We start from the raw sequence: 24,925 nt of genomic DNA, 5'->3' as shown, positions 1-24,925 counted from the left end.
ACCGGGAGCCGGCCGGCACCACCAATTCCTTTTCGCCCTTGCGGAGTGCGTGCCCTTCGCGATCGCCCTGCTGGTGCTCCTCATCGAGCTGACGCCCGCGCACGTGGTGTACACCGGCCCCATGCTGGTCGCGACACCCGCTCTGGCGGCGGTGACGATGGGTCCCAAGGGCGTGCTCGCGGCGGCGGGGGTGGCCGTCGGCGTCAGCGTGACCACCGCCACCCACAACCAGGCCTGGGGCGGCCAGCAGGTCTACACGAACTTCCTCGCCCTGCTGCTGGTCTCGGTGGCGAGCTTCATGACGAGCCGCGCCGCGCGCACGCGCCGGGAGAACGAGCTCAACCAGGTCCGCCGGATCGCCACGGCCGCCCAGGAGGTCCTGCTGCGGCCGGTGCCGGACCGGCTGGGCCCCGTACGGGCGGCCAGCATGTACCTGGCGGCCGAGACGGGCGCGCAGATCGGCGGCGATCTGTACGACGTGGTCCAGACCCGGTACGGGGTCCGCATGATCGTCGGGGATGTCCGGGGCAAGGGACTGCCCGCCGTACGGGCCGCCGCGGTCGTGCTGGGCGCATTTCGCGAGTCCGTCCACTACGAGGCCGACCTGGTGGAGGTCATCAACCACTGCGGAGCGGCCCTGCGGCGGGACGCCGTCGTCGCGGGCCTGGGCGTGGGCGCGGCCGGCGGTGACGACACCCTCCTGGAGGGATTTGTCACCGCGCTCGTGGCCCAGATCCCGGACAGCCATCACGTGGAGGTGGTCAACCGGGGCCATCCGCCGCCGCTGCTGCTGCGCGACGGCGCGGTCCGGCCCCTGATGCCCACCGTCCCCCTGCCGCCGCTCGGGCTCGAGGAATTCATGAGCGGTCCTCGCGGGCGGACGGACAGCCATGCGTTCGCACCGGGGGACCGGCTGCTGTTGTACACCGACGGCGTCATCGAGGCCCGGGGCCGGGACAACACCTTCTTCGACCTGCCCGAGGCCATGGTGACCATGCGCGACCACACCCGGCAGGCGTTCTTGGAGGGGCTGCGCCAGGCACTGCTCCGCCATACCCAGAGCCGCCTGGCGGACGATGTGGCGATCATCGTCGTCGACCGGCGCGAAGCCGGCGAGAGTCCCGAAACCCCGGGGACAGCTGACCGGACAGGCGAATCGTTGTAGCCTGCGGAGACCGCCCTTGACCTGCGGCAAGTGGGCAGGGAGCAGACATTCCGGGAGTTAGTTCATGCTTCGCACCATGTTCAAGTCCTACATCTAGCATCTCGATATTTCCGCAGGTCAGCGCCGTGCTTTCAGGGTTCAGGTCAGCATGTGATCAGCGTCAGCCCCGATAATGGTCCGGGCCTTGGGTGCTTCGTACCTGCCCGGTGCCTTGGCGGTCCGTGGCCGAGAGGTACGGGGCCGATTTTCGTCAGGTCCGATGGCAAGGCGGCGCGGCTGCCTCTCAAGGCGCTGGTGTTCGAAGCCGGCAACCAGACCAGCACTGGTACCACCTCTGGTGCGTGGGCGTGGACTACGCGGCGGCACCCGGCTTCAGCCCGTTCTGCACCGTGTTCGCCGACGTCATGCGGGACGCCATCGCCTCCGGCCGCAGCCGCCTCGAACTGGGGCAGCGCAATCCCAACTTTCAAGCGCCGCTACGGACTCCGCGCCACACCCCTCTGCGCGTACATCGCAGTTCTGTGACCCGATCGAGTCCTGACTCCGCCACCGTGGGATGCGGCCACGGCGGCGTTCGTGGCGCTCCCATCAGGGCGTGCCATGACGTGAGTCCTCCTGCCTGCGCGGATTCGGGGCATCCAGGTCGGCCGCCTGCGAGCTGCGCCCGTCTGGCCTTGTGTCGCCGATTCACTGACCGGCCGACGCGGCGATCGCACACGGCGAACCCCGGCTGGCTGATGCACGGGTGACAAAGGCCGGGGGTCATGGGCGAGCCCGGCGTCATGATGATTCAGAGCGGGTACGCGCTCCGTCGCGGAGCTTGTCGCAGTCCAAGCCGACGGCTGGCGCACCGCGTACGACGAGATCACGCCGTCCGCCTTCGTGGGCGGATCCCTGGCGGAGGATCGTCCCGCACCCTGGCCGGAACGGTTCCTCGAACCACATCCCGCAGCGGGCTTGGTCATGGCCGTCGACGGGAGCCAGCTCGACGGGTTCGCGTGTTTCGTCCCCCGCGGAAACGGCTGGCTCCTCCTGGACAACCTTGCATGCGTGGCCGGGCGGGCCCGGCCGCGACACCGGGGAGCGCCTGCCGCGGTACGCGCTCGTCCGGGCCGTCGTCGAGTACTCCGGAGGGGACGCCGCAGTGAAGGTGCTCCGCGCCCCGGCGAGGCTGTCTCCTTCTACGAGCGGCATGGCGCGGTGCGCACCGACGGACGCATCTGCCGGTACTGGCAGGGCTTCGAGCTGCCCGAGCTCGACTACACCTCGTGCACTGCGTGCGACGCGGTTCGGGTCCCCGCACAGTCCGAGCGGTGCCCGGCAGCAGGCCACTCGCAGGGACCGCCAGGCCTTCTCGTCGAGGAAGTGCACGTCGGAACGGTTCTGCCCGAGCAGAAGACCCTCGAAGGCGTCCAGGCTGTCCCCCTCGCGGCCGGCCCATCGCGCCGTTCGCCGCTCGTGGAAGCCCTCACGAAGGGCACGCAGCACGTTGTCTCATTCGCACCGTACCCCTCTGACCGGTCGGGAGAATCTCGGATTGCAACAGGCGGTGATCGAACGTGTTGCCGGTGGGCGCTTGAATTCGCCCCCGGCGTACGGCGGTTAACCGACCCCCCAGCATGGCGAGAGGTACCACGATGACAACAAACCGCGTCAAGCGCTATGCAGCCCGCGCGCTGACGATGACAGCGGCGGCCTGCGCAGTCGCGGTGGCAAGCATCCTTCCGGCGTCCGCTGCCGACCAGCCGACACGGCCGCAGCTCATGGCGGACTGCGGCTCGGGCGAAGGCAAGTGCACGTTCAACTCGCCCAAACTCGGGGAGGCATACCTGGGTGAGTTCCGTCAGGTGTCGAACTCACTGTTCAACTGCAGTACGTCCGACGCCACTCAGGCGATGACGTGGGACGACACGGTGGGATCCAGCGACTCGTTGGGCGTTTCCGTCACCGCCGGCGGCAAGATCGCGGGCATCGTGGACCTCAGCATAACGGCGAGTTACAGCCACAGTTGGTCGAGTACTCACTCGGAGAGCAGCTCGCTCAACATGACGGTGAAGCCCGGCGAGGTGGGCTGGATCTCACGTGCCCAGGTGATGCAGAAGGTCTCCGGTACCTGGCAGACCCACTACGACAGCCCCAAGTGGGGGCACTACTACTGGTTCTTCCAGGACACCATCACCAGCCCGGCCAAGAACGGCACCGACGGCAAGAGCAATGCCGTGGTGGTGAAGAGCCGGAAGATGACCGCCGCGGAGAAGCGTTCCTGCTCCGAGGGGTCCCTCAAGGGTCGTACGTTCGTCCAGGAACGCTGAGCAGCGACTCGCGTGTGACACCGACCCCTTGTCCCCGCCCCGTGCGGGGGCAGGGGGCCGCAACCGCGGCCGCCGGAAACACCGCGGCATTGCGTCTGGGGACGGTCCGCCGCCAGGAATCATCCGCAGCCTTTCCGTTCTCCCGGCTGCTCCAGGGCGCTGAGGGCGGAGACGAGGCGGCAGCCGAGGGCGAGCCGTACCCCGGCAGCCGCCCTCAGTCCTACCCGCTCTTCGGCCTGGAGGAGGCCACCGGCCACAGCCACCACGAGGCTGGCCTGCTCACCCTCGACGACACGCGTACCCTGCCGGACGGGCCAGTCCGTGCCTGCCGCGACCTCCTGCCAAGGGTGAACGAGATACAGGCCGTGCTCGACATACCGCCCGCCCTGACGCGGAGCCCGCTCGCCGGCCCGGACTATGTGGCCGACCGGTACGGACCGAGGGCAACCGGCCCAGTGGTCTTCGGCGACCGGACGAACGAAGCAAAGAGGCGGATGACCACGGGCAGCGGCGGCTCACTGGTCGCGCCGCGCTCGCGCCGCTCGGAACGAATCGGCCAGCATCCACACGGGCGGGAGTAGAAGGAGAATGACAACCGCAGTCCACAACCATGCGTGGTCACTCAGGTACGGGACGGCTGTGTCGCCGAGCCAGGGGAAGAGAGAGTCCCGTACTGGCCGGATGAATCCGGCCAGTACGAGCACAACGACCGCCACGACGGCCACGGAGCTCTAGGCTGGAGGGGCGTCACCGAAACACCACTGCCACGCCACGTCGCGCAGGAGCTGCGCCACGTCCTCGGCGCAGGCGAGTCCGGCATTTCCGGATCGTCCGAAGGCCGTGTTCACCCTGTCGCACCACTGGGGACGCCCGATCCGCACAGGGGACATAACGTGCACGCATGGGTGTGATGTGCAGTTCCTCAGCCTTGATCGAGGGCCCGGTCCGGGTAGCCGGAGGCGACGCGGCCGGCCTGGGCGCGGCGCGTCCAGGGCGGGCGACGCGAGCCGGTAGGTGAGCGCATGCTGAAGAAGGCCGTGGTCGCGCTGGGGATCGTTCTGATCCTGCAGAGCTTTTTCGCGCTCTGTCTGGTCAGTGCGCTGCAGCTGCTTGTGCTGCGCAATACCCCGTTCGGGGTGACCGGGGCGTCCCCGGTCGTGAACACGGTGGCCTCGAAGGTGTCACTGGACACCCGCAGCTACGCGGACGAGTCCGCGGTGATGGAGGCGATCGGCCAGAGCAAGCTGTACGGCGCCTACCTGCCCGGCCAGGCGAGCGACACCTGGTCGTGGTCCCCGCGAAGAGCTTCTTCGGGCGGGTGGAGCTGGAAGCCGCCTTCGAAGATGCGGCCAAGAAGCTCGACAGGCAGCTGACGGTGAAGACCGTCAAGCCGCTGCCGAAGTACGACCGCCTCGGCGGCGTCTCCGGCCTGTTGCTGATCCCGCTGCTCATCGGCGGGTACCTGGCGGCCGTCCTGCTGCTCAAGGCGACCAGGACGGCGGCGGCCCCCTGGCACGTGGCGATGCTCGTCGGCTACTCCACGGTGGGCGCCCTGCTGACGGACCTGATCGCCGGGCCGGGGATCGGCGCCTACTCCAACAGCCACTTCTGGCCGCTCCTGCCGTGCTTCATCCTGATCGCCGCCTCGGTCAGCCTCGCGGCCGCCGCATTCCAGCGCCTCCTGGGACCTGCGGGCACCCTCGCGGTCGCGACCTTGTTCATCATCGTGGGCGGCTCCGCCGCCGGCGGGGTCGGCGTCACCCTGCTGCCCGACTACTGGCAGCACCTCGGCGCCGTCTTCCCGCCCCAGCACGCCATCACCCTGGTGCGCAACGTCATCTACTTCAACGGGAACAACATCACCACACCGTTGATCGTCCTCGGCCTGTACGCCCTGGGCGGCGGCATCGTCATCGGCTACCTGGGACGGTGGCGGCCGGTCAAAAGGGTCGGCAAGGCGGCACCCGCCGACGCGTCCGACACGACCGACGCGTCCGATACCCCGGCCACTCAGGCCGCGGGCTCGAAGACGGCAGTCCGGGTCCTCGTCGCGCTGGCGATCGCCGCCGTCATGCAGTGCCTGTTCACCGTCAACTACATCAGCTCGGCGCACGAACCTGTCGCGACCGACATGCCGTTCGGTGCCACCGGCCGGTCCCCGCTCCTGGCTGCGACCCAGAAGAACCTCTCCCTCAAGGTCACCCAGTACCCCAACGAGCAGGCCGCGAAGGACGCGATCGACCGGGCCGAGATCTACGGAGCACGCATCCCCGGGCAGACGTCGAACACCCTGCTCGTCGTCCCCACGCTCAGTGACGTCGCCCCCTCGACCTGGCAGCGAACTTCGAGGTCGCCGCGAAGAAGCTCGGGCAGCCGCTCAGCGTCCAGCAGTACGCGCCACACCCATTGGCGAAGAAGGACCCCTTCGGTCTCGTGGTGTCCCTGATGCTGGTCCCGTTGCTGGTCGGCGGCTACTTGGCCTCGACCATGCTCAGAACCGTCACCGGCAGCGCGACCGGACGCCGTCGGCTGTCCGCGCTCCTCGGCTTCTCCGTCGTGGCCGGCCTGGCGGTCAACCTCGTGGTCGGCCTCTGGATGCGGGGCTATCCCTTGGAGAAGTTCTGGATCGTGTGGCCGGTCCTGTCGCTGATCGTCGCCGTCGTCGCCCTCGTCGCCGCCGTTCTGCAGAAGCTCCTCGGAGCCGCCGGAACACTGGTGACCGTCATCGTGGTCATGCTCTTCGGCAACCCCTCCTCCGGAGGGGCCAACGGCGTCCCCTGCCTCCCGACGTTCTGGCGCGACCTCGGCCCGTTCCTACCGCCCCGCAACGCCTACATCCTGCTCCGCAACATGATCTACTTCGACGGCCACGGCACCACACAGGCACTCGTCGTCCTCCTGGTCTACCTGGCCGTCCCCGCGATCGCCCTCGCCCTCCTCGACCGGTACCGCACCCCCGAGATCCCCGTGACCCGCGAGACCGAGGCCGAAGCGACCGCACTGACCGTCCCCGTCGGAGGCCTGCCGTAGCACTCCAGCCGTAGACCGCGATTCGCCGGGCAGCATGAAGTTCCCGGATCTGTAGGGGGTATCGCGCCGCTGCCGTTTGGAGGAGCGGCTTGTTCCCCCGGATCGACCGCAGGGAGGCGTGACGAGCCCGACTGCCACCGCTCCTCGGTTCACGATCGCATGGCTGGGAAGAGGTCGCCCAGCACGTCCTGGCCGATGGCGATCGCCTGCGCGCCCGTGATCACGGTGTCCGTCGACACGTCGGGCACGGTGGCTCCCATCGCTCTGCCGAGGGCGAGCATGCCGCCGAAGAGGGCCTTGCCCAGCCCGTTCAGCGGGGCGTCCAGCGGCAGCAGCGGCTCGGCCATCGGCTCGACCGGGCGGGCGATGACGTCGGGCCAGTCCGACTGTGCCCGGGGCGTGTCGAGGGAGAACACCGTCCTGAAGCTGCGGGCCGTGGCGTCGCGCTCGCTCAACGGCGTGCCGAGGTTCCATCGTTCGCGCATGGTCGAGATGAGGGAGGTTGCACGGTGTGTCTCGGTGACGACGGTGCGCTCCGGGATCCATGCCGAGATCGCCAGTGTCGGGATGCGCACGCCCGAGCGGTCGAACGCGAAGCCGAACTGACCCAGGGGCGCTGAAGGGTCGGGCGGTGCCGCCTGCGGCGGGGCGACGTGGTCGTAGGTGCCACCGTGTTCGTCGAAGGTGACGAGCAGCGTCGTGTTGAGGTAGTTCGACCCGGTCACGGATGACGATGATCGGATCGCGGTGTAGAGGCGGGCGAGCAGCTCCTCGCCTCCGATCAGCGACGATGGTGGATCCCAGGAGATGCCGGGGGTGAGCATGCCGTACGCGGGATGCATGTCGTTGTGGGCATGGCCGATGATCTGCGGTTCGATGAAGGCGTAGGTCGGCAGTTCGCCTCGCTCGGCGTCCTCGAGGAACTGGTCGGTCGAGAAGAAGTGCGTCGCGAACTTCGGGCGCAGCCGGGGGCATGGATCAGCCCGGTCAGCGAGTAGTGCGACGGCGGGTCGCAGTAGACCTTCCAGGTCAGGCCGTGTGCCTCCAGGCGCTCGAAGAGCGTCTCCGCGGTGTTGTGCGCGATGAACGACTCCGGCGGGGTCATGTTCACGACGTAGCCGCTGGAGGTCGCGGCGTGGAAGAACGACCGGTTGGGGAACGTGCATGAGGGCACGTCGCAGAACCAATGGTCGAACGTTGCGAACCCGCGGGCGATCCCGGACGTCACCGGCATCTGACGGGGCGTGTATCCGGTCATGAACTGCGCGTACTCGTCATGCGTCGGCTGCCGGTTGAACTCCGCGCTGTACATGCTGATGTAGTCGGTGAGGAACCCGTCCATCGTGGGCTGCCGGTTCGGGTAGTCCGGCGTGTTGAAGGTCTTCTCCGGCTGGAGCACGCCGCGGTTGCCCTCGTCGAGGATCCCGAACAGCTGGGTGTTGATGTGGGGAACTCCTCGCCGGGATCGGGCCACGGGGTGTTCATCGTCGGTGATATGCCGTAGGGCACGAAGTCCATACCCGCTCTGTGTTCGGCCCACTGGGGGATCGGGTTGCTGAGGTTCTTGCCGATCACACCCTCGAAGGATTCCACCTCGCCCGGCTCGTACAGCCGACCGAGCAGATTGTCGAACGAGCGGTTCTCGAACATGACCACGACCACATGGTCCATGGCATTCGTTCGGTCGGGACTTGCCATCGACGGCCTCCCATCCACGATGGTGGCTTGCCGACGGGAAAGCCGGCACTCGTCTTCCTGTCGTACTCGCGCAAAGTGGACCCGCGGTTCTCGTCCCGCCAGACCGTCCCGCTTCCGCGCGGTCGCTCGTGGTTACGGCCTTTACTCGGGGCTGGTGACGTGTGCAGAACTCCTCGTTCATTATCTGCGGTCCGCTGACGTCACGCATCACCTGGATCAGGGAGGCCCCCATAGCCAGTCCCGGCTGGACAGGCTGGGCAACTGGCCGAACAGGCCCAAGAAGATCAAGCTGGGCGTCGCCCAGCGGCAGGGCACCGCCAGCCAGCACCTCCAGGCGCATCGAGGGCAAGACGCTGTTCCCCACGGACATCTGCCACAGGCCCGCTCCGCGCGCCCACAGCACCACCGCCTCGGCTTTACGGGGTACTGGAGCTGACGAGACATCAGTCATGGGCTGATCACGTAGGTCCATCCCTGGCCTGGGGAGCGAAATCCAGGAAGCAGCCTGAGATGAAGCAGCCGAAGACACCCGGCGCATCCATGCGAACCGGCGTCCGGTGCCGCCGCCGTTCCCCTTCCCAGGCCCCTCCCGTCGCTTCCTCCCTCCACTGCCGCCCGTCGACGGGCGGCGACCTGTCCCGGAACCATGCAGCCGGCCGGTTGACCTCCGCACAGGCGGCGCCGGAGGCGGCCCGGGCAAGGGAACCTGCGACGGAATCCCGGTAGCCGTCAGTTGCCCAGCCCAGTGCCCCGACCCGGTTGGGCACTTTGCTTCCCTCGCCGGGCTCGAGTCCCGGTGGGCTGATCGACTCCGCGCGGGGTGGCGCACGTGCCGGACCTTTGGGGCGGCATCCGCACTGCCTGATTCTGTGTCAGGAAAGTCAGCAACAGGTCAGCGTGAGTCCTGAAAGACCTGGGGACAGCTGACCGAATATGCGAATCGTTGTAGGCTGCGGAGAACGCCCTTGACCTGAATTGACCGGGCAGGGAGCAGACAAATCGGGAGTTTCTCCATGTTTCGGACAATGTTCAAGTCCAAGATCCACCGGGCCACGGTCACCCAGGCCGACCTGCACTACGTCGGGTCCGTGACCATCGACGCCGATCTGCTGGACGCGGCCGATCTGTTGCCCGGGGAGCTCGTCCACATCGTGGACATCACCAACGGGGCCCGGCTGGAGACCTACGTCATCGAGGGGGAGCGCGGGTCCGGGGTCATCGGGATCAACGGCGCCGCCGCCCATCTGGTGCACCCCGGGGACCTGGTCATCCTCATCAGCTACGCGCAGGTCGAGGACGCCGAGGCCCGGGTGTTGAAGCCCCGCGTCGTGCACGTCGACGCGGACAATCGGATCGTGGAGCTGGGCGCGGACGCCTCCGCCCCGGTGCCGGGTACGGATCAGGAGCGCAGCCCCCACGCGGTGGCTGTCTGAGGGGAGTCGGGGACCATGGCGCAGAGCCCGAGCACGGCGATCGAGTTCCAGGACGAGCGGAAGGCCGGCAGGCTGCTGGCCGTCGAGAGCGGGACGGTGGTCGGGTTCATCGCCTACTTCGTGCTCGCCGAGTCGCCGCACGCCCTGGTGGCAGTGCACACCGTCGTCGAACCGGGCCACGAGGGCCGCGGCATCGCCGGGGCGCTGGTGAAGACCTTCTACGGGATCGCCGCCGCCGAGGGGGTGCCCGTGGTTCCGCTCTGCCCGTACGCGGCGAGCTGGGCCGCCAAACACCCCGACCAGGCGCCCGAGGCCCCGGCCGAGGTCGTGGCGGCGGCCAAGGCGCAGCTGGACGGCGATTCCGACCTGTGGTGACGGGACCCGGACTCACCCTGCTGCACACCTCGCCCGTGCACGTCCCCGTCTTCGAGGCGCTGCGGGACCGGAACCACCCGGGGGCCGTACTGCGCCACCTGGTGGCTCCGGAGCTGCTGGACCGGGCCCGCGCCGAGGGGCCGCAGGCGGTGGCCCCGGCCCTGCTGCGGCTGCTCGCCGAGGCCGGGCCGCCGGGCCCCGTCCTGGTCACCTGCTCGACCATCGGGGCGACCGCGGAGTCCCTGGCTCCGGAGCTCGGCGCCCCGGTGCTGCGCGTGGACCGGCCGATGGCCGCCGCGGCGGTGCGCACCGGTCCGCGGATCGCCGTACTCGCGGCCCTGGAGTCGACCTTCGCGCCCACCGGGGAGCTGCTGGCCGAGGAGGCCGGCGACCGGCCGGTTTCGATCCGTACGCACCTGGTCGCCGGGGCCTGGGAGCGCTTCGAGGCGGGGGACGGCGCCGGGTACCTGGCCCGCGTCGCCGCGGCTGCCGACGCCGTCACCGGCGCCGACGTCATCGTGCTGGCCCAGGCCTCCATGGCGGGAGCCGCGGAGGAGGCCACGACCCGGATCCCGGTCCTGTCCAGCCCGGCTCCGGGCCTGGCCGCCGGGCTGCGGCTGAGCGGGCGTACCAGCCCGGATCGGGGGAAGGTGTGACACATGTGGCGAAACATCGAACCAACGCAGCCGCCGGTCCCCGAACCTGACCCGGTCCCGGCACCCAACCCGTTCCCGGATCCCGAGCCCGTCCCGCGCCCCGTACCGCCCGTACCCGGGCCGGTGCCCGAGCCCGACCCGATCCCCGCGCCGCCGGGACCCGCGCCGATTCCGCAGCCCGGGCCCCTGAGCTAGCGGCAGTCAGCCCGTCTGGACCTCGGAGCGGTCACCGCTCCAGAGGGTGTGGAACGAGCCCGCGCGGTCGGTGCGACGGTAGGTGTGTGCCCCGAAGAAGTCGCGCTGTCCCTGGGTGAGGGCCGCGGGCAGCCGCTCCGTGCGCAGGGCGTCGTAGTACGCCAGCGAAGCCGCGAAGGCGGGCACCGGGATGCCCTGCCGGACCGCCGCCACCAGCACCGACCGCCAGCCGTCCTGGGCCGCCGCGATCTCCTCGGCGAAGTGCGCGTCCGCCAGCAGGCTCGGCAGTGCGGGCTGAGCGTCGTACGCAGCCAGGATCCGGTCCAGGAACGCCGCCCGGATGATGCAGCCACCGCGCCACAGCGAGGCCACCGCGCCCAGGTCCACGCCCCAGCCGTACTCCTCGCTGCCGGCCCGGATCTGGTGGAAGCCCTGGGTGTACGAGACGATCTTCGATGCGTACAGCGCCTGCTCCACCTGAGCGGCGAACGCGTCCGCCTCCTGCGGGGAGAGCGCGGCGGCCGTCGGGCCCGCGAGTCCGACTGCGGCCTTGCGCAGGTCGGCGTGGCCGGAGACGGCGCGGGCGAAGACGGCCTCCGCGATGCCCGACACCGGAACGCCGAGGTCCAGGGCGATCTGCACGGTCCAGCGGCCGGTGCCCTTCTGCTCGGCGGCGTCGGCCACCACGTCCACGAACGGGCGGCCCGTCGCGGCGTCCGTGTGCGCGAGCACCTCCGCCGTGATCTCGATCAGGTACGAGTCCAGGCGCCCCCGGTTCCAGGTCCGGAAGGTCTCCGCGATCTTCGCGGGGGAGTAGCCCGCGACCTCGCGCAGCAGGTGGTAGGCCTCGGCGATGAGCTGCATGTCGGCGTACTCGATGCCGTTGTGCACCATCTTGACGAAGTGTCCGGCGCCGTCGGGGCCCATGTGGGAGGTGCACGGCGTGCCGTCGGCGGCCTTCGCGGCGATCTTCTCCAGCAGCGGGCCGAGCGACGCGTACGACTCCTCCGAGCCGCCGGGCATGATGCTCGGGCCGAGCAGCGCGCCCTCCTCGCCGCCCGAGATGCCCACGCCCACGAAGTGGATGCCCTGCGCGCGCAGCTCCTTCTCGCGGCGCCGGGTGTCCTGGAAGTGCGCGTTGCCGCCGTCGATGATGACGTCGCCCTCCTCCAGGAGCGGGGCGAACTCGTGGATCACGGCATCGGTCGGCTCCCCGGCCTTCACCATGATGACGATGCGGCGGGGGCGCTCCAGCGCATCGACGAACTCCTTCGCGGACTCGGCCGCCACGAAGGCGCCCTCGTCCCCGAACTCCTCCACCAGCGCCCTGGTCTTCGCGGCGGTGCGGTTGTGGACGGCCACGGTGAAACCGTTGCGGGCGAAGTTCCGGGCGAGGTTGCTGCCCATCACCGCGAGCCCGGTGACGCCGATCTGGGCTGTGCTCGTGCTCATGCGTGCGCTCCTGCGTGCTTCGGTGTGCGGGGATGACCGACGCTACATCCAGGCGGGTGTCCAGCGGCGTCACGCAAGCCGAGTCAACGTCAAATTCCCCTGGAGAGCGCCCTGTTGCGCCCCTTGTCATGCTCTGATCGGGACGTTAAGTTGTGCGGTTCCTGATGTCTTCGATGGGGGCTCCCATGGGTGTACGGGGCCGGCACCGCCGGTATCAGCCGAGCAGCATCAACCGGGCCTCGCTCGCCGTCACCGCCGGTGGCGCCGGGATCGCGCTCCCGCTCATCGGCGCCGGAGCCGCGCACGCCGCCTCCGTGGACACCTGGAACAAGGTCGCCGCCTGCGAGTCGACGAACAACTGGCGGATCAACACCGGCAACGGCTATTACGGCGGCCTCCAGTTCAGCCAGAGCACCTGGCGGGCCTTCGGCGGCACCGCCTATGCCCCCCGCGCCGACCTGGCCACCAAGGACCAGCAGATCGCGGTCGCCGAGAAGGTCCTGAAGGGCCAGGGGCCGCAGGCCTGGCCCCAGTGCGGCAAGCAGGCCGGGCTCAGCCGCAGCGGCCCGGCGCCGGCCGCCGCGCCACAGGCGCAGGCACAGAAGCAGACGCAGATTCAGCCGCAGCAGGCCAAGGCGGCCACCGGGCAGCAGGGCAGCACGCCCCGCCCGACCGGGACCTCCGTCCTGCCGAACCCGTACGTGGTCGCGCCCGGCGACTCGCTCTCGGCCATCGCCACCGACCAGCACGTCGAGGGCGGCTGGCAGGCGCTGTACGAGACCAACCGCGCCACCGTGGGCGGCAACCCGAACCTGATCTTCCCGGGCCAGCGGCTCACCCTGCGGATCACCGCGGCGCCGCCCGCGCAGAACCCGGAGAAGCCGCCGCGCACGGCCGAGCCCGTCAAGCCCGTGGAGCCGGCGGCGGAGAAGCCCGCCGAGAAGCCCGCAGCCGAACCGGCCGCCAAACCCGCGGAGAAACCGGCCGGGAAGCAGGCGGAAAAGCCCGCCGCCAAACCCGCCGAGAAGCCGGCGCAGCAGCCTGCCTCAGCGCAGCAGAAGCCCGCCTCGGGCGGCTTCTCCGCCCCCGTCGACGCCTCCCTCGGCACCGCCTACCGCGTCGCGGGTTCCTCCTGGTCCAGCGGCTACCACACGGGCGTCGACTTCCCGGTGGCGACCGGAACCTCCGTCAAGTCCGTCGGTCCCGGCCAGGTCGTCTCCGCGGGCTGGGCCGGTGCGTACGGCTACCAGGTCGTCATCAAGCACACCGACGGCCGGTTCTCCCAGTACGCCCACCTGTCGGCGCTCGGCATCAAGGCCGGCCAGCAGGTCTCCGGAGGCCAGCGGATCGGCCGTTCCGGCTCGACCGGCAACTCCAGCGGTCCGCACCTGCACTTCGAGATGCGCACGGGACCCGGCTACGGCACCGACATCGACCCGTTGAAGTACCTCCGCGCCCACGGAGTCGACATCTGACCCCCGTACCCGCGAGGGCACGGCGGTGAGCAGGATCAGTCCGCCCGCCGCGACCAGGGCGCTGGCCAGGGCCGCCGCCGTGCCGGCCGCCCCGTACCGGAAGCCCTCGTCGAAGAGGGAGATGCCGACCGTCGCCGCGACCACGGGATTGATCACGGTCACCGTGGCCAGCGGCGCGGTCAGCCCGGCACCCCGGTAGGCCGCCTGCGACAGCAGGAGCCCGAAGGAGGCGAGCAGCGCTATCGCCGCGACATCGGGCCACAGGGAGTCCGGCGAGCCTTGCGTGAAGCTCTCCGCCACGGACTTGGTGAACACCGAGGCCATGCCGAAGGCCGTACCGGCCGCCGCGGCCATCAGCACGCTGCGCAGCACCGCCCGGTGCATCCGGTGCGACGCCAGGAACAGCGCCGTCACGCCGGCCGCGGTCACGATGAGCAGCAGGCTCCGTTCGCCGTCCGCGAGGGGCTGCTCCGCCCGCCCGTCCCCGCCGGTCAGGGCCAGCAGACCGGCCAGGCCGAGGGTGGCCAGTACCGCCCCGCGCCAGGCTGCCGCGCCCGCCCGGCGGCGTACGAACACGGCCGCCATCGGGAGGGCGAAGACGATGGTGAGCGCGCCGAGCGGCTGGACCAGACTCAGCGGTCCGTACGCGAGGGCCACCACGTGCAGCAGGGCGCCGAGGCCGTTCAGCCCCACCGCGACCCACCAGACGCCCCGCCGCAGCGGTGCGTACGGGCGGTCCGGCGTGCTCGCCGCGACCTGTTCCTGGACGATCGCGCCACCCGCGTACGCCAGGGCGGACACGAGACAGAGCAGGACCGACAGCGCCAGTGCACTCATGAACTCCACAATGCCCGACCTGACTTCGCTATTCCTCCGCCCACAGGGGGTCACGAGTCATACTCCTGGCGTAGTACAGGAGTACTCGAGCCGACGCTTCCGGGACAGCGATCCTGATGCGGAGAGTGGCGGGGCGATCGCGGTGAGTGAGGTCCGCGGCGCCGGGTTTGGTTCGGGGCGTGTCCGATCCGTACAGTTCCTCTTTTGAGGACTTCCGCAGCAGGCGGATGCGGACGAGTGATCAAGGAACAGCAGCGGCCATGACGGTGACCGAAGACAGCCACGACTACGGGCACACATACGGACCGGGCGTCGACCCCGAGCGGCTGGCTCTCTGCCTCAGCGTGCTCGAGGAGCTGGACAAGCTCGACGTCGACCATCCCGACGCGATCACCGTACGCCGTGCCACCGCCGGTCTCTACCGCACGGTCAAGCAGCGCCGCCGCCAGGAGCGCCGCGCCGCCAAGACCGCCAACGACAAGGCCGTCACCGAGGCCACCGCCACCGGCTCGGCCGAGCGCATCGACGACGAGACCGAGGGTCTCCTGCCCTCCTCGGTCACGGAGGCCGGCCGGATCGCCGGGATACTCCAGCGTCCGCGCTCCTGCTACATCTGCAAGACGCGGTACGTCGAGGTCGACTACTTCTATCACCAGCTCTGCCCGAAGTGCGCCGCCGAGAACCGGGCCAGGCGGGAGGCCCGCGCCGACCTCACCGGCAAGCGCGCGCTGCTGACCGGTGGCCGGGCCAAGATCGGCATGTACATCGCGCTGCGGCTGCTGCGCGACGGCGCCCACACCACGATCACCACCCGCTTCCCCAAGGACGCCATCCGCCGCTTCAAGGCGATGGAGGACTCCGCGGACTGGATGCACCGTCTGGAGGTCGTCGGCATAGACCTGCGCGACCCGGCCCAGTCCGTGGCCCTCGCCGAGCAGGTGGCCGGAGCCGGTCCGCTCGACATCCTGATCAACAACGCGACGCAGACCGTGCGCCGCCTGCCCAGCGCCTACGCGGCACTGGTCGAGGGGAGGGCGCCCCGCTGCCCGCTGGTGAGCTCCCCGCCCACCACGTCATCGGCGCCTTCAACTCCGGTGCGGTCGACGGCCTGGCGGCGCTGCCCGTCGGCGTGAGCGGGCTCGAGGCGCAGAAGGTCGCCGACCTCGCCCTGGTGGCGGGCAACGCCAGCCTGGAGCGGCACCTCGCCGGAACCGCGATCGACGCGGGCGGCCTGCTGCCCGACGTCGTCGACAGCAACACCTGGGTGCAGACCATCGACCAGATCTCCCCGGTCGAGCTGCTCGAGACCCAGCTGTGCAACTACACGTCGCCCTTCATCCTGATCAGCGCGCTCCGGCCGGCCATGGCCGAGGCCGCCCGGAAGGCGTCCAGCGGGCGTGCGTACGTCGTGAACGTCTCCGCGATGGAGGGCGTCTTCAGCCGTGGCTACAAGGGTGCGGGCCACCCGAACACCAATGCCGCCAAGGCCGCGATGAACATGGTGACGCGGACCAGCGGCCAGGAGATGTTCCAGACCGACCGCATCCTGATGACCTCGGTCGACACCGGCTGGATCACCGACGAGCGCCCGCACTTCGACAAGCTGCGCCTCGCCGAGGAGGGCTTCCACGCCCCCTCGACCTGATCGACGGCGCGGCCCGGGTCTACGACCCCGTCGTCCGCGGCGAGGCGGGCGAGGACCTGTTCGGCGTCTTCCTGAAGGACTACGCCCCCGCGAACTGGTAGGACCCGGCTCCGGCCCCGCCCGCGACCCCTTCGGCGTGCCGAAGGGGTCGTTCAGCCTTTCGGCAGGAACGGCCTGCCGGCCACCGCCCGGTAGGCCCCCGCCGCGACCAGTTCCAGCACCGGCTGCCAGTCCTCCAGGACGCCCGCCTCCAGGCCCGCCGCATCGGCACCGTCGTGGGCCTGGCGCAGGGTCGCCGCCGCCTCGCCGTCCGGGCCGGCCGCCGCCAGGGCGCCGAACCCGGCCTCGTCCCCGGCCCGCGCGTGCAGCCGGATCAGCCGGGCCACCCGCTCACCCAGCAGCGGACGCACCGCCTCCGCCACATCGTGATCGCGCGGGGACGCTGCGTCACCCGGACGGAGCAGTTCGCCGAGATCCAGTACCAGGCCCGCGATCTGGAGCTCCTTGTCGAACGGGTGAGCGCGGCGCAGCACGGCCGCCGTCCGCATTCCACGGCCTCCGCGGCAGGCGTGCAGAAGATCCATCAGCTCCGGAACGCTTGAGACGTGGGGCACTTCGAACCCCCGTACTCCGGACCTCGCCACCGCCGCTCCCTCCGTCGCCCCCGCGCGCATCCGGCGTCGAGCGGACCATGCTTGTCGCACCCGCGGGCCGACGACTTCCTGAACTCGCGGCGAAAACAAAAGGGCGACGTGGTTTTTGCCTTTCGATCGAGCGGAGGCCCGCTCATATGTGTAGTCTGGGGCATCAGACGGCCCCATCCGGGCCACGCTCCACCAAGGCGCCACCGCGTCCGGAAACCCTTTCCTCCCAACCCGGCGCGGCACGCCTGCCGGGTACGCGACACGAAGGAGTGCGCGGTGACAGAAATGACGAAGCCCGAACCGAAGTTGCTGGAGCGGACGGGGAAGCGGACCAAGCCGCGAACCGACGAGCTCGGAAGCCTTGAGGTCTGGGCGCGGTCCGCCCCGATCCGGCTGGCGGGGTACGAGGACGACCTGGCGGAATCGCACATCCTGCCCGGCATCGACTAGTCCGCAGAGCGGTACGCGCGCCCCCGTGCTCACCCGCACCGGGGGCGCTGCCGCGCCCGGACGGGTTCCCGAACCGCCTACGCCGTGAGCGTCATCGCTCAGAGCGATCATGACTTCCGCCGCCCCGGAACGCCGGACAGGCTGAGGGACATGAAACTGCTGATGCTGGGTGGAACCGAATTCGTCGGACGCGCGATCACCGAGGAGGCCCTCGACCGGGGCTGGGAGGTGACCGTCTTCCACCGAGGCCACCACGCGCCCCCGCCGGGCACCTCCGCCCTGCACGGGGACCGCACCGCCCCCGGCGGCCTGGACGCCCTGGCCGAGGGGGAGTGGGACCTCGTTGTCGACACCTGGGGCGGTGCCCCCACCGCCGTGCGCGACAGCGCCCGCCTGCTGCGCGACCGGGTCGGGCGGTACGCGTACGTCTCCAGCCGCTCCGTGTACGCCTATCCCGCGCCGGCCGGACTCGACGAGCAGGGCCCCCTGGTGGAGGGCTCGCCCGATGCCGAGTCCATCGCCTACGCCGAGGACAAGCGAGGCGGTGAACTCGCCGCCCTCGACGCCTTCGGCGACCGCGCCCTGCTGGTGCGCGCCGGGCTGATCCTCGGCCCGTACGAGAACGTCGGCCGACTGCCCTGGTGGCTGAACCGCACCGCCCGCGGCGGCCCGGTCCTCGCCCCCGGCCCGCGGGAACTCCCGCTCCAGTACATCGACGTACGCGACCTCGCCCGCTGGACCCTCGACGCGGCCGCCGCCGGGCACGGCGGCGCGTACAACATGGCCTCCCCGGCCGGGCACGCCACGATGGGAAGCCTCCTGGACGCCTGCGCCGGCACCACCGGCGGCCGCGCCGAACTGCGCTGGACCGATCCGGATCTGATCCAGCAGGCCGGCGTACAGCCCTGGACCGAGCTCCCGATCTGGATACCGGCGGGCGAGGCCCACGACTACATGGCCGGCGGCGACGTGTCCAAGGCTCTGGCTGTCGGCCTGACCTGCCGCCCGGTCGAGGAGACCGTGGCCGACACCTGGGCCTGGCTCCAGAGCCTCGGCGGAGTCGCCCCGCAGCGCTCCGACCGCCCGGCGCCCGGCATCGACGCGGAGCGGGAGGCGGCGCTACTCGGGCTCTGACCAGGCCGCGTCGGCGAGGCGGGTGGGCGGCAGGTACTCGCGCACCAGCGTGCGGTGCCACCACGCGCCCGTCTCGCGCAGCTCCCGCCAGGTGGTGAACCGGTAGCGGTACAGCAGGGCGCGGACATAGCGCGGCGGGGCGTCCGGGAAGGGGTTGTGCCGCAGCAGCCGCAGCGTGTCCCGGTCGCCCGCCAGCAGCCGCTCCACGAACGGTCCGAACCAGTCCCGCGCATAGCCGGGGGAGAGCGCCGCGAACCACATCAGCCAGTCGAGGCGCAGGTGGTACGGGGCGAACTGGCGCGGAATCCCGCGCGGATCCCCCGGTTTCCCCTTGAAGCCGTACTCGCGCCAGGCCCCGTCAGCGTGCGGCACCCGGTCGGCGGTGCCCTCGACCACCACCTCCTCGCGGATCCGGCCCACCGTGCCGAACGCCCCGTAGGTGTTGACCAGATGGACCGAGTCGAAGGAGCGGTTCATCACCTGGCGGCGCGAGATCATGTTGAGCACCGGATGGCGGCTCAGCACCAGCACCAGCACGGTCACGGCGCAGACCAGGACCACGAACCACACCGGCGCCGCCCGGGATGCGGCGGCCGGGGAGCGCCCGCGAGCCCGGTGAAGTCCACGGCCGACAGGGCCAGGGTGATCGTCAGCCAGTTCAGCCAGGCGAAGTTGCCGGACAGCACCAGCCACAACTGCGTCGCCACGATGATCCCCGCGGCGTACGAGGCCACCGGCTGCGGCGTGAACAGCAGAACGGGGACCAGCAGTTGGGTCACGTGGTTGGCCGCGCACTCCACCCGGTGCAGCGGCCTGGGCAGATGGTGGAAGAACCAGCTCAGCGGCCCGGGCATCGGCTGCGTCTCGTGGTGGTAGTAGAGGCAGGTGAGCTTGCGCCAGCAGGAGTCCCCGCGGATCTTGATCAGCCCGGCCCCGAACTCCACCCGGAAGAGCACCCAGCGCAGAAGCCAGAGCACCAGCACCGGCGGCCCGGTCCGCGCGTTGCCGAGGAAGACGGCGAGGAAGCCCACCTCCAGCAGCAGCGACTCCCAGCCGAAGGAGTACCAGGTCTGCCCCACGTTCACGATGGAGAGGTAGAGCAGCCACAGCAGCGCCCACATCCCCATGGCGGCGGCCAGCGGCACCTCGTCCCCGGCCCCCGCGGCCAGCGCCGCGGCCACCAGCGCCCCGGCCCAGGCGCACCCGGCGAAGAGCCGGTCGGAGTAGCGCAGTTGGAACAGGCTCGGGGCGCGCCGGAAGGGCACGTACCGCACGTAGCGCGGCACGGGCAGCATGCCCCGCGCCCCGATCAGGGCCCGGAACTGCAGGGCGGCCCCGATGAAGGCGAAGAGGTAGACACCGGCGAGGGCCCGCTGGAAGACCAGCCGGCCCAGCCAGTACCCGGGCGCCGTGAACCAGTCCATCGCCTCCAGTATCGGGCCGGTCAGGCGGCGGCGGCCAGCTTGCGCACGTGGCGGCCCAGCCATATCGCGTAGCTGCGCTGGAGGAGGGGATCACCGGGCCCGCGAGCCGGGTGTACCAGCTGTCCGGGCGGCTGAAGGCGGTCACGGTGAACCACACCGTGCCGTCGGCGTCCATGTCCACGACGAAGGACTCCTCCCCGCTCTCGGGGTGGCCGGTCAGGGTCCCGTACGCGAAACCGGCGCGGGTGGGCTCGTACGCCGTCCAGATCACCTCGCACGGAGCGCTGATCCGCAGCGGGCCGAGGCCGATCCCGACCACCGCGCGGCTGCCGGGGCGGACGGCCCCGGCGTCCGCCCGCACCCGCATTCCCGAGGTCCGGTGGGCGTGGAAGGTGGTCACCGCGACCCCGGCGGCCTCGAAGGCGGCCCGCCCCTGGCCGATCCGGGTGCGGTGGTGCAGGTGGTGGTAGCCGGCGGGCAGCGGGCGGCGGGCCGTCGCGCCCCGGTCGGGGTAGCTGAGGGTGTCCCGGCCGGTGCTGGTCAGGCGGGTCATGGCGTGCTCTCCTGTCGGGCGGTCTGCGGGTGGGCTGCGGTCAGCCGGCGCCAGGCCAGCACCGAACACAGGGCGAATCCGAGGGCGTTTCCGAGGCCGTGGGTCGCGGCCATCCAGGTCAGGGTGGGGTGGGTGATCCCGGTGGCCTCACCGGCCGCCCACCACAGCGCGAGCAGCATGGTGGCCACCAGGACCACGGCCGAGGTCGCGAGCAGCGCCCGCGTGGTCCGGTCGCCTGCGGCGGGCCGGATCTCGCGCCAGGTCGCCAGCGCCACGGCCCACATCCCACCGGTCAGGACCACCGCGCCCGCCAGCTCGGCCCAGTCGTCGACGAAGTAGCCGAGGAGCACGAGCAGGGTGCCCGCGGGGACGCTGTACGCGGCCCAGCGCGCGCCCGGTCCGGGTGCCGCGGCCCGGCACACCAGCCCGGCGACCAGGGCGGCCGTGAATCCGGCGAAGTGGAAGTGGGGCACGGTGAGCGCCAGGATGTCGAGGTCGAATCCGAAGAGCCGGTAACCGGCGCGCTCGGCGACCAGGGCGGTCCCGGCGATCGAGGGCGAGGCCAGCGCGGTGGCCACGGCGATGTCCGCCGGGCGGCCGCGGCGGAATGCGGCCGGGGCCTTAGGGGGTGTCTTGCCGGTCAGGCCGGGCTCGCGGCCGGCCCGACCGACAAGACACCCCCTCACCGCAAGGGCCAGACAGGCCGCCGCGTAGAGTGCGGCCAGCGCGGTGGCGAGCCCGCCGCGCGGCAGCCACAGGCACACCGCCCCGAGGGCCGCGGGCAGCGGCCACAGGCGGGCGGTCCGGCGGAGCCCGACCGGGTCGATCAGGCGCAGGCCGGCCGGGACCACGTAGAGCATGCCCAGGGTGACGATCACGTTCACCAGTACCGTCACGACGGACTCCCCTCCCGAGTGCGATCGGATGAGCCGAATGCATTGAACGCGTTCAACTCACGGCTGTGACTCTACGACCTTCCTTGAACATGTTCAAGAAGCGCTCCGGTTGCGGCCCTCGCGCGGATGCGGCAGACAAGAGGGAGTAACCGGGGCGAAAAGGGAGATCCACGTGCACGCACCGACACCTCCGACACCTCGTCAGGCGCCGCGTCGTCACACACCGGCCGGCGCCGCGCTGTTGGCCGCCCTCTGCCTGTTCACGGCGGGCTGCGGCGGCTCCGAGGAGAAGCGCGGAACCGCGGGATCCGAGAGCCAGGAAGTCCACCTCCAGCCCGTGGCTTCCGCGGGCCCGGCCCCCTTCACGGCCTCCTCGGCCACCGCCGAGTCCGCCCCCGTACAGCCCCCGCTGCCCAACCAGACCGGACAGGGCATCCGCACGGTGAACGCGGCCACCCCCGGCCTGTACGGCGGTACCCAGCGGTTCGGCAGCTGCGACGTGGAACAGCAGGTCCGCTACCTGACCGCCGATGCCGCCAAGGCGCGCGCATTCGCCGAGGCCTCCGACATCGAACAGGCGAAGATCCCCGATTTTCTCCGCGGCCTCACCCCCGTCGTGCTCCGCGCAGACACCCGGGTCACCAGCCACGGCTTCCGCGACGGCGCCGCCGACAGCTTCCAGTCCGTACTCCAGGCCGGTACCGCCGTCCTCATCGACGAGCACGGGATGCCCCGGGTCCGCTGTGCCTGCGGCAATCCGCTGCAGTCTCCGCGCGCCCCCAAGGGCTCCCCGGTGCACAAGGGCGACCCGTGGAACGGCTACCAGCCCAACCAGGTCGTGGTCATCGAACCCACCACACACGTGATCAACAACCTGGTCATCGTCAACATCGCCGACAACACCTGGATCGAGCGCAAGGTGGGCGACGACGGCGCCCAGGACCGGACCCCGGAAGTGGTGCCCCAGTTCGATCCGGCCGACGGCATTCCCGACGGGCCCGTCGACCCGCCCGGGACCGTGCCGGCCGACCCCTGCCCGAGCCCCACCCGCAACAGCCTCGCCCGCACGGCGCCGCCGGCTCCGCCCGGCGGCAGCCCGAGAGTGCCGGCTCCCGCGGCCACGGACTGCCCGCCGGATTCGCCGAGGACCCCGTCCGCTCCGTCCTCGCCGGGCGGGGGCAGGCAGCAGAGTCCGGGCCTGCCGTCGGATCCGGCCACCCCCAGCAGCCGCCGTCGGACCTGCCCTCCGACGTGCCGTCCGACGGATCGGATTTCCCCTCCGACTTCCCCTCCGACATCCCGTCGGACGTTCCTACCGACGGGTCGGAGTTCCCGGGCGAGCCGTACGACCCCTTTGGCCCCACCAACCCCTCTGACCCCTCCGACCCCAATGGCGTCCCGGACGGGCAGCAGCAGTCGCCCTCCGACCCCGGCTTCTCGCTGGAGAGCGCCTGACCGGCCCGTGTGTCATGGTGGACCGGTGCCGAGCTCCGTATCGCTGCCGGACGACTGGCCCGCGCACCCGGACCGGTCGCTGGCACTGAACCGCATGGGCAGCTTCGACTGGGACCTGGTCACCGGGCTCATGCACCTGGACGCGGCAGCCCTCGACGTCTTCGACACGGCCCCCCACGAGTACGACGGCCGGCCCGAGTCCCTGGGCCCGCGCGTGCCGCCCGCCGAGGCCGCCCGGCTCGACGCCCTCGTCTCCAGCGCCCTCAAGAGCAAGGAAGACAGCTACGGCGCCTACTTCCGCATCCGCTGCCACGACGGCCGGCTGCGCTGGACGCACACCCAGGGCCGCGTCATGCGCGGCCCGGACGGGCGCCCGTACCGGATCATCGGCATCGTCCGGGACGCCACCGAGGAGCTCAGCCACTCGGCGGAACGCCTCGGCCTGGACGAGGCGCGGCGCCGCCAGACGTCCGTGGTCGAGAGCACCACCGCCGCCCTCGCGCACGCCCGGACCGTCCAGGACGTCATCGACGCGCTCGGCGACGCCCACGGCCTGGAACGCCTCGGCTCGATGGGCATGGTGATGGGCCTCGTCGAGGCCGGAAGGATCCACCTCGTCGCCGAGGGCCCGGAGGGCAGCTTCGTACCCGGGACGCGCTACACCCGCATCGACGAGCACTACCCGATGAGCGAGGTCGTCCGCTCGCTCCAGCCGCGGTTCCTCGACTCGGCGCAGGAGTTCGCCACGGGCTATCCCGGGCTCTGGTCGAAGATCGAGTACATGCACATCTCGGCGGCCGCCTATCTGCCGCTCATCGCCCAGGCCCGCCCGATCGGCGCGATCGGCCTGCTCTACCAGGACAAGGACGGCTTCACCCAGGACGAGCGGAACCTGCTCGTCGCCCTGGGCAGCAGCATCGCGCAGAGCCTCCAGCGGGCCATGCTGCTGGAGCAGGAGCACGACCTCGCCGAGGGGCTCCAGCAGGCGATGCTGCCGCGGCGGATCCCGTCGGTGCCGGGCGCGGAGATCGCCGTACGGTACCGCTCCGCCCGGATGGGCCAGGACATCGGCGGCGACTGGTACGACGTCATCCCGCTGCCGGGAGGCCGGGTCGGCGCCGTCATCGGCGACGTCCAGGGCCACGACACGCACGCGGCGGCGGTCATGGGCCAGCTGCGGATCGTGCTGCGCGCGTACGCCGCCGAGGGCCACGCGCCGGCCACGGTGATGGCCCGGGCCTCCGTCTTCCTGCACGAACTGGACACCGACCGCTTCGCGACTTGTACGTACGTGGAGGCCGACCTGTCGACGGGGGTGCTCCAGCTGGTCCGCGCGGGCCACATCGACCCGCTGCTGCGCACCCGGAGCGGGGACTGCCGCAGACTCCCGGTGGGGGGCGGGATGCCGCTGGGCCTCTCGGCGGAGTTCGGCCGCCTGGAGTACCCGGTGACCACGGTGGAGCTGGATCCGGGGGAAACGATTCTGCTGTGTACGGACGGCCTGGTGGAGCAGCCCGGCGCCGACCTGGACGACGGGATCCAGATGCTCACTTCGCTGGTCCGCGGCGGACCGGCGGACCTGCAGCTGCTCGCCGACCGGCTGTGCGGGGTCGTCGACGAGCGGGGCGGCGACGACGACATGGCGCTGCTCCTGCTGCGCCGTCAGGTGCAGGACGCCCCGCAGGGCGGCGGCCGGCTACAGCAGCACGTGGCGCCGGGGGACCCGGAGGCCCTGGTGGCGGCGCGCCACATGATCGGGGCGGCGGTGCGGGCGTGGGGCGCGCGGGAACGGGCCGACGAGATCGAACTCGTCGCGGACGAGCTGATCGTGAACGCCCTGATGCACACGGACGGCCCGGCGATCGTGACCCTGCGGGTCCTGAACGGTCTCGAACGGCGGCTGCGGGTGGAGGTCGAGGACCGCTCCAGCGCGCTGCCGAGGCGTCGCGAGGCCGGGGAGTCGGGGGTGTCGGGACGGGGCCTGATGCTGGTGGACCGGCTGGCGGACGTGTGGGGCGTGGAGCCGCGGGGGAGCGGCAAGTGCGTGTGGTGCGAGTTCGTGGTGGGCTGACGCCCCGACGGCGGCGGGGTGCGGG

18 protein-coding genes and 5 pseudogenes are annotated in these 24,925 nt (G+C 71.0%); 15 read left to right on the top strand and 8 right to left on the bottom strand.

Annotation, left to right across the window (positions count from 1 at the left end):
• Positions 1 to 49 precede the first annotated feature (49 nt).
• From JIW86_RS08335 to JIW86_RS08310, 6 genes are all read left to right on the top strand, one after another.
• Complete coding sequence (locus JIW86_RS08335) at positions 50 to 1,165, top strand: PP2C family protein-serine/threonine phosphatase (RefSeq protein WP_416237538.1); 1,116 nt, start codon at positions 50 to 52, stop codon at positions 1,163 to 1,165.
• Between the two features lie 1,637 nt (positions 1,166 to 2,802).
• Positions 2,803 to 3,477, top strand: coding sequence for a hypothetical protein (locus JIW86_RS08330; protein WP_257553192.1), 675 nt, complete (start codon positions 2,803 to 2,805; stop codon positions 3,475 to 3,477).
• Between the two features lie 41 nt (positions 3,478 to 3,518).
• The gene (locus tag JIW86_RS08325) at positions 3,519 to 4,058 is read left to right on the top strand and encodes a hypothetical protein (protein WP_257553191.1); all 540 of its coding nucleotides are present in this window, start codon (positions 3,519 to 3,521) and stop codon (positions 4,056 to 4,058) included.
• A 441-nt stretch (positions 4,059 to 4,499) separates the two neighbouring features.
• Positions 4,500 to 4,850 (top strand): hypothetical protein, encoded by a 351-nt coding sequence (locus tag JIW86_RS08320; RefSeq protein WP_257553190.1) that lies wholly within the window; start codon positions 4,500 to 4,502, stop codon positions 4,848 to 4,850.
• Positions 4,796 to 5,923, top strand: coding sequence for a hypothetical protein (locus JIW86_RS08315; RefSeq protein ID WP_257553189.1), 1,128 nt, complete (start codon positions 4,796 to 4,798; stop codon positions 5,921 to 5,923). The genes JIW86_RS08320 and JIW86_RS08315 overlap by 55 nt, the downstream gene beginning before the upstream one ends.
• A complete protein-coding gene (locus JIW86_RS08310; RefSeq protein WP_257553188.1) occupies positions 5,914 to 6,507 on the top strand; it encodes a hypothetical protein in 594 nt (197 codons plus the stop codon). Before JIW86_RS08315 ends, JIW86_RS08310 begins: the two co-directional genes overlap by 10 nt.
• A 149-nt stretch (positions 6,508 to 6,656) precedes the next feature.
• Here JIW86_RS08310 and JIW86_RS08305 read toward each other — a convergent pair whose 3' ends face one another.
• Both JIW86_RS08305 and JIW86_RS08300 read right to left on the bottom strand, forming a co-directional pair.
• Positions 6,657 to 7,403: an alkaline phosphatase family protein gene (locus JIW86_RS08305; RefSeq protein ID WP_257559253.1), complete on the bottom strand. Its 747-nt coding sequence runs from the start codon at positions 7,401 to 7,403 to the stop codon at positions 6,657 to 6,659.
• Positions 7,289 to 7,981 carry an alkaline phosphatase family protein gene (locus tag JIW86_RS08300; protein ID WP_257553187.1) on the bottom strand — a complete coding sequence of 231 codons (693 nt, stop codon included), beginning with the start codon at positions 7,979 to 7,981 and terminating at the stop codon, positions 7,289 to 7,291. The genes JIW86_RS08305 and JIW86_RS08300 overlap by 115 nt, the downstream gene beginning before the upstream one ends.
• Positions 7,982 to 9,218: 1,237 nt before the next feature.
• Here JIW86_RS08300 and panD point away from each other — a divergent pair.
• From panD to JIW86_RS08285, 3 genes are read left to right on the top strand one after another with little or no spacing between them, the layout of a single operon-like run.
• Positions 9,219 to 9,638, top strand: coding sequence for an aspartate 1-decarboxylase (gene panD / locus JIW86_RS08295; RefSeq protein ID WP_215149296.1), 420 nt, complete (start codon positions 9,219 to 9,221; stop codon positions 9,636 to 9,638).
• A gap of 15 nt (positions 9,639 to 9,653) precedes the next feature.
• Positions 9,654 to 10,013: a GNAT family N-acetyltransferase gene (locus JIW86_RS08290; protein WP_215149295.1), complete on the top strand. Its 360-nt coding sequence runs from the start codon at positions 9,654 to 9,656 to the stop codon at positions 10,011 to 10,013.
• Positions 10,010 to 10,669 (top strand): aspartate/glutamate racemase family protein, encoded by a 660-nt coding sequence (locus JIW86_RS08285; RefSeq protein ID WP_416237537.1) that lies wholly within the window; start codon positions 10,010 to 10,012, stop codon positions 10,667 to 10,669. Before JIW86_RS08290 ends, JIW86_RS08285 begins: the two co-directional genes overlap by 4 nt.
• Positions 10,670 to 10,870: 201 nt before the next feature.
• Here JIW86_RS08285 and gndA read toward each other — a convergent pair whose 3' ends face one another.
• On the bottom strand, positions 10,871 to 12,316 hold the full coding sequence (gene gndA, locus JIW86_RS08280; RefSeq protein ID WP_257553185.1) for an NADP-dependent phosphogluconate dehydrogenase: 1,446 nt from the start codon (positions 12,314 to 12,316) through the stop codon (positions 10,871 to 10,873).
• Between the two features lie 185 nt (positions 12,317 to 12,501).
• On the opposite strand from gndA, the gene JIW86_RS08275 reads away from it, so the two are divergent.
• Positions 12,502 to 13,791: a transglycosylase family protein gene (locus JIW86_RS08275; protein ID WP_257553184.1), complete on the top strand. Its 1,290-nt coding sequence runs from the start codon at positions 12,502 to 12,504 to the stop codon at positions 13,789 to 13,791.
• 24 nt (positions 13,792 to 13,815) lie between these two features.
• Here the strand turns inward: JIW86_RS08275 and JIW86_RS08270 are convergent.
• Positions 13,816 to 14,628, bottom strand: a pseudogene (locus JIW86_RS08270) (DMT family transporter); the annotation flags it as partial.
• 260 nt (positions 14,629 to 14,888) lie between these two features.
• Here JIW86_RS08270 and JIW86_RS08265 point away from each other — a divergent pair.
• Positions 14,889 to 16,374: pseudogene (locus JIW86_RS08265) on the top strand (SDR family NAD(P)-dependent oxidoreductase).
• 51 nt (positions 16,375 to 16,425) lie between these two features.
• Here JIW86_RS08265 and JIW86_RS08260 read toward each other — a convergent pair.
• Positions 16,426 to 16,821 (bottom strand): hypothetical protein, encoded by a 396-nt coding sequence (locus JIW86_RS08260; protein ID WP_257553183.1) that lies wholly within the window; start codon positions 16,819 to 16,821, stop codon positions 16,426 to 16,428.
• Between the two features lie 372 nt (positions 16,822 to 17,193).
• On the opposite strand from JIW86_RS08260, the gene JIW86_RS08255 reads away from it, so the two are divergent.
• Complete coding sequence (locus JIW86_RS08255) at positions 17,194 to 17,367, top strand: hypothetical protein (RefSeq protein ID WP_215149328.1); 174 nt, start codon at positions 17,194 to 17,196, stop codon at positions 17,365 to 17,367.
• A 150-nt stretch (positions 17,368 to 17,517) separates the two neighbouring features.
• Complete coding sequence (locus tag JIW86_RS08250) at positions 17,518 to 18,501, top strand: NAD-dependent epimerase/dehydratase family protein (protein ID WP_257553182.1); 984 nt, start codon at positions 17,518 to 17,520, stop codon at positions 18,499 to 18,501.
• On the opposite strand, the pseudogene JIW86_RS08245 reads toward JIW86_RS08250, so the two are convergent.
• The 3 genes and pseudogenes from JIW86_RS08245 to JIW86_RS08235 form a co-directional block, all read right to left on the bottom strand.
• Positions 18,487 to 19,925, bottom strand: a pseudogene (locus JIW86_RS08245) (lipase maturation factor family protein). The gene JIW86_RS08250 and the pseudogene JIW86_RS08245 sit on opposite strands and share 15 nt — an antisense overlap.
• Before the next feature lie 145 nt (positions 19,926 to 20,070).
• Positions 20,071 to 20,478: pseudogene (locus JIW86_RS42125) on the bottom strand (DUF1990 family protein); the annotation flags it as partial.
• The gene (locus tag JIW86_RS08235) at positions 20,475 to 21,374 is read right to left on the bottom strand and encodes a YndJ family protein (RefSeq protein ID WP_257553180.1); all 900 of its coding nucleotides are present in this window, start codon (positions 21,372 to 21,374) and stop codon (positions 20,475 to 20,477) included. The pseudogene JIW86_RS42125 and the gene JIW86_RS08235, both read right to left, overlap by 4 nt.
• A 172-nt stretch (positions 21,375 to 21,546) precedes the next feature.
• On the opposite strand from JIW86_RS08235, the pseudogene JIW86_RS41640 reads away from it, so the two are divergent.
• Both JIW86_RS41640 and JIW86_RS08230 read left to right on the top strand, forming a co-directional pair.
• Positions 21,547 to 22,287: pseudogene (locus JIW86_RS41640) on the top strand (DUF6777 domain-containing protein); the annotation flags it as partial.
• A gap of 549 nt (positions 22,288 to 22,836) precedes the next feature.
• The gene (locus JIW86_RS08230) at positions 22,837 to 24,900 is read left to right on the top strand and encodes a SpoIIE family protein phosphatase (protein WP_257559252.1); all 2,064 of its coding nucleotides are present in this window, start codon (positions 22,837 to 22,839) and stop codon (positions 24,898 to 24,900) included.
• Positions 24,901 to 24,925 lie beyond the last annotated feature (25 nt).

It is taken from the genome of Streptomyces sp. NBC_00162 (genome assembly GCF_024611995.1).
GTDB lineage: Bacteria > Actinomycetota > Actinomycetes > Streptomycetales > Streptomycetaceae > Streptomyces.
The sequence above is the reverse complement of the archived record's forward strand: the minus strand, read 5'-3'. Positions and strand labels throughout refer to the sequence as shown.

What these genes read in the sequence shown, in the direction of transcription:
- JIW86_RS08330 (WP_257553192.1), top strand. Translation starts at nt 2,803, where the DNA reads ATGACAACAAACCGCGTCAAGCGCTATGCAGCCCGCGCGCTGACGATG.
- JIW86_RS08320 (WP_257553190.1), top strand. Translation starts at nt 4,500, where the DNA reads ATGCTGAAGAAGGCCGTGGTCGCGCTGGGGATCGTTCTGATCCTGCAG.
- panD (WP_215149296.1), top strand. Translation starts at nt 9,219, where the DNA reads ATGTTTCGGACAATGTTCAAGTCCAAGATCCACCGGGCCACGGTCACC.
- JIW86_RS08290 (WP_215149295.1), top strand. Translation starts at nt 9,654, where the DNA reads ATGGCGCAGAGCCCGAGCACGGCGATCGAGTTCCAGGACGAGCGGAAG.
- gndA (WP_257553185.1), bottom strand. Translation starts at nt 12,316, where the DNA reads ATGAGCACGAGCACAGCCCAGATCGGCGTCACCGGGCTCGCGGTGATG.
- JIW86_RS08275 (WP_257553184.1), top strand. Translation starts at nt 12,502, where the DNA reads ATGGGTGTACGGGGCCGGCACCGCCGGTATCAGCCGAGCAGCATCAAC.
- JIW86_RS08260 (WP_257553183.1), bottom strand. Translation starts at nt 16,821, where the DNA reads ATGCGGACGGCGGCCGTGCTGCGCCGCGCTCACCCGTTCGACAAGGAG.
- JIW86_RS08250 (WP_257553182.1), top strand. Translation starts at nt 17,518, where the DNA reads ATGAAACTGCTGATGCTGGGTGGAACCGAATTCGTCGGACGCGCGATC.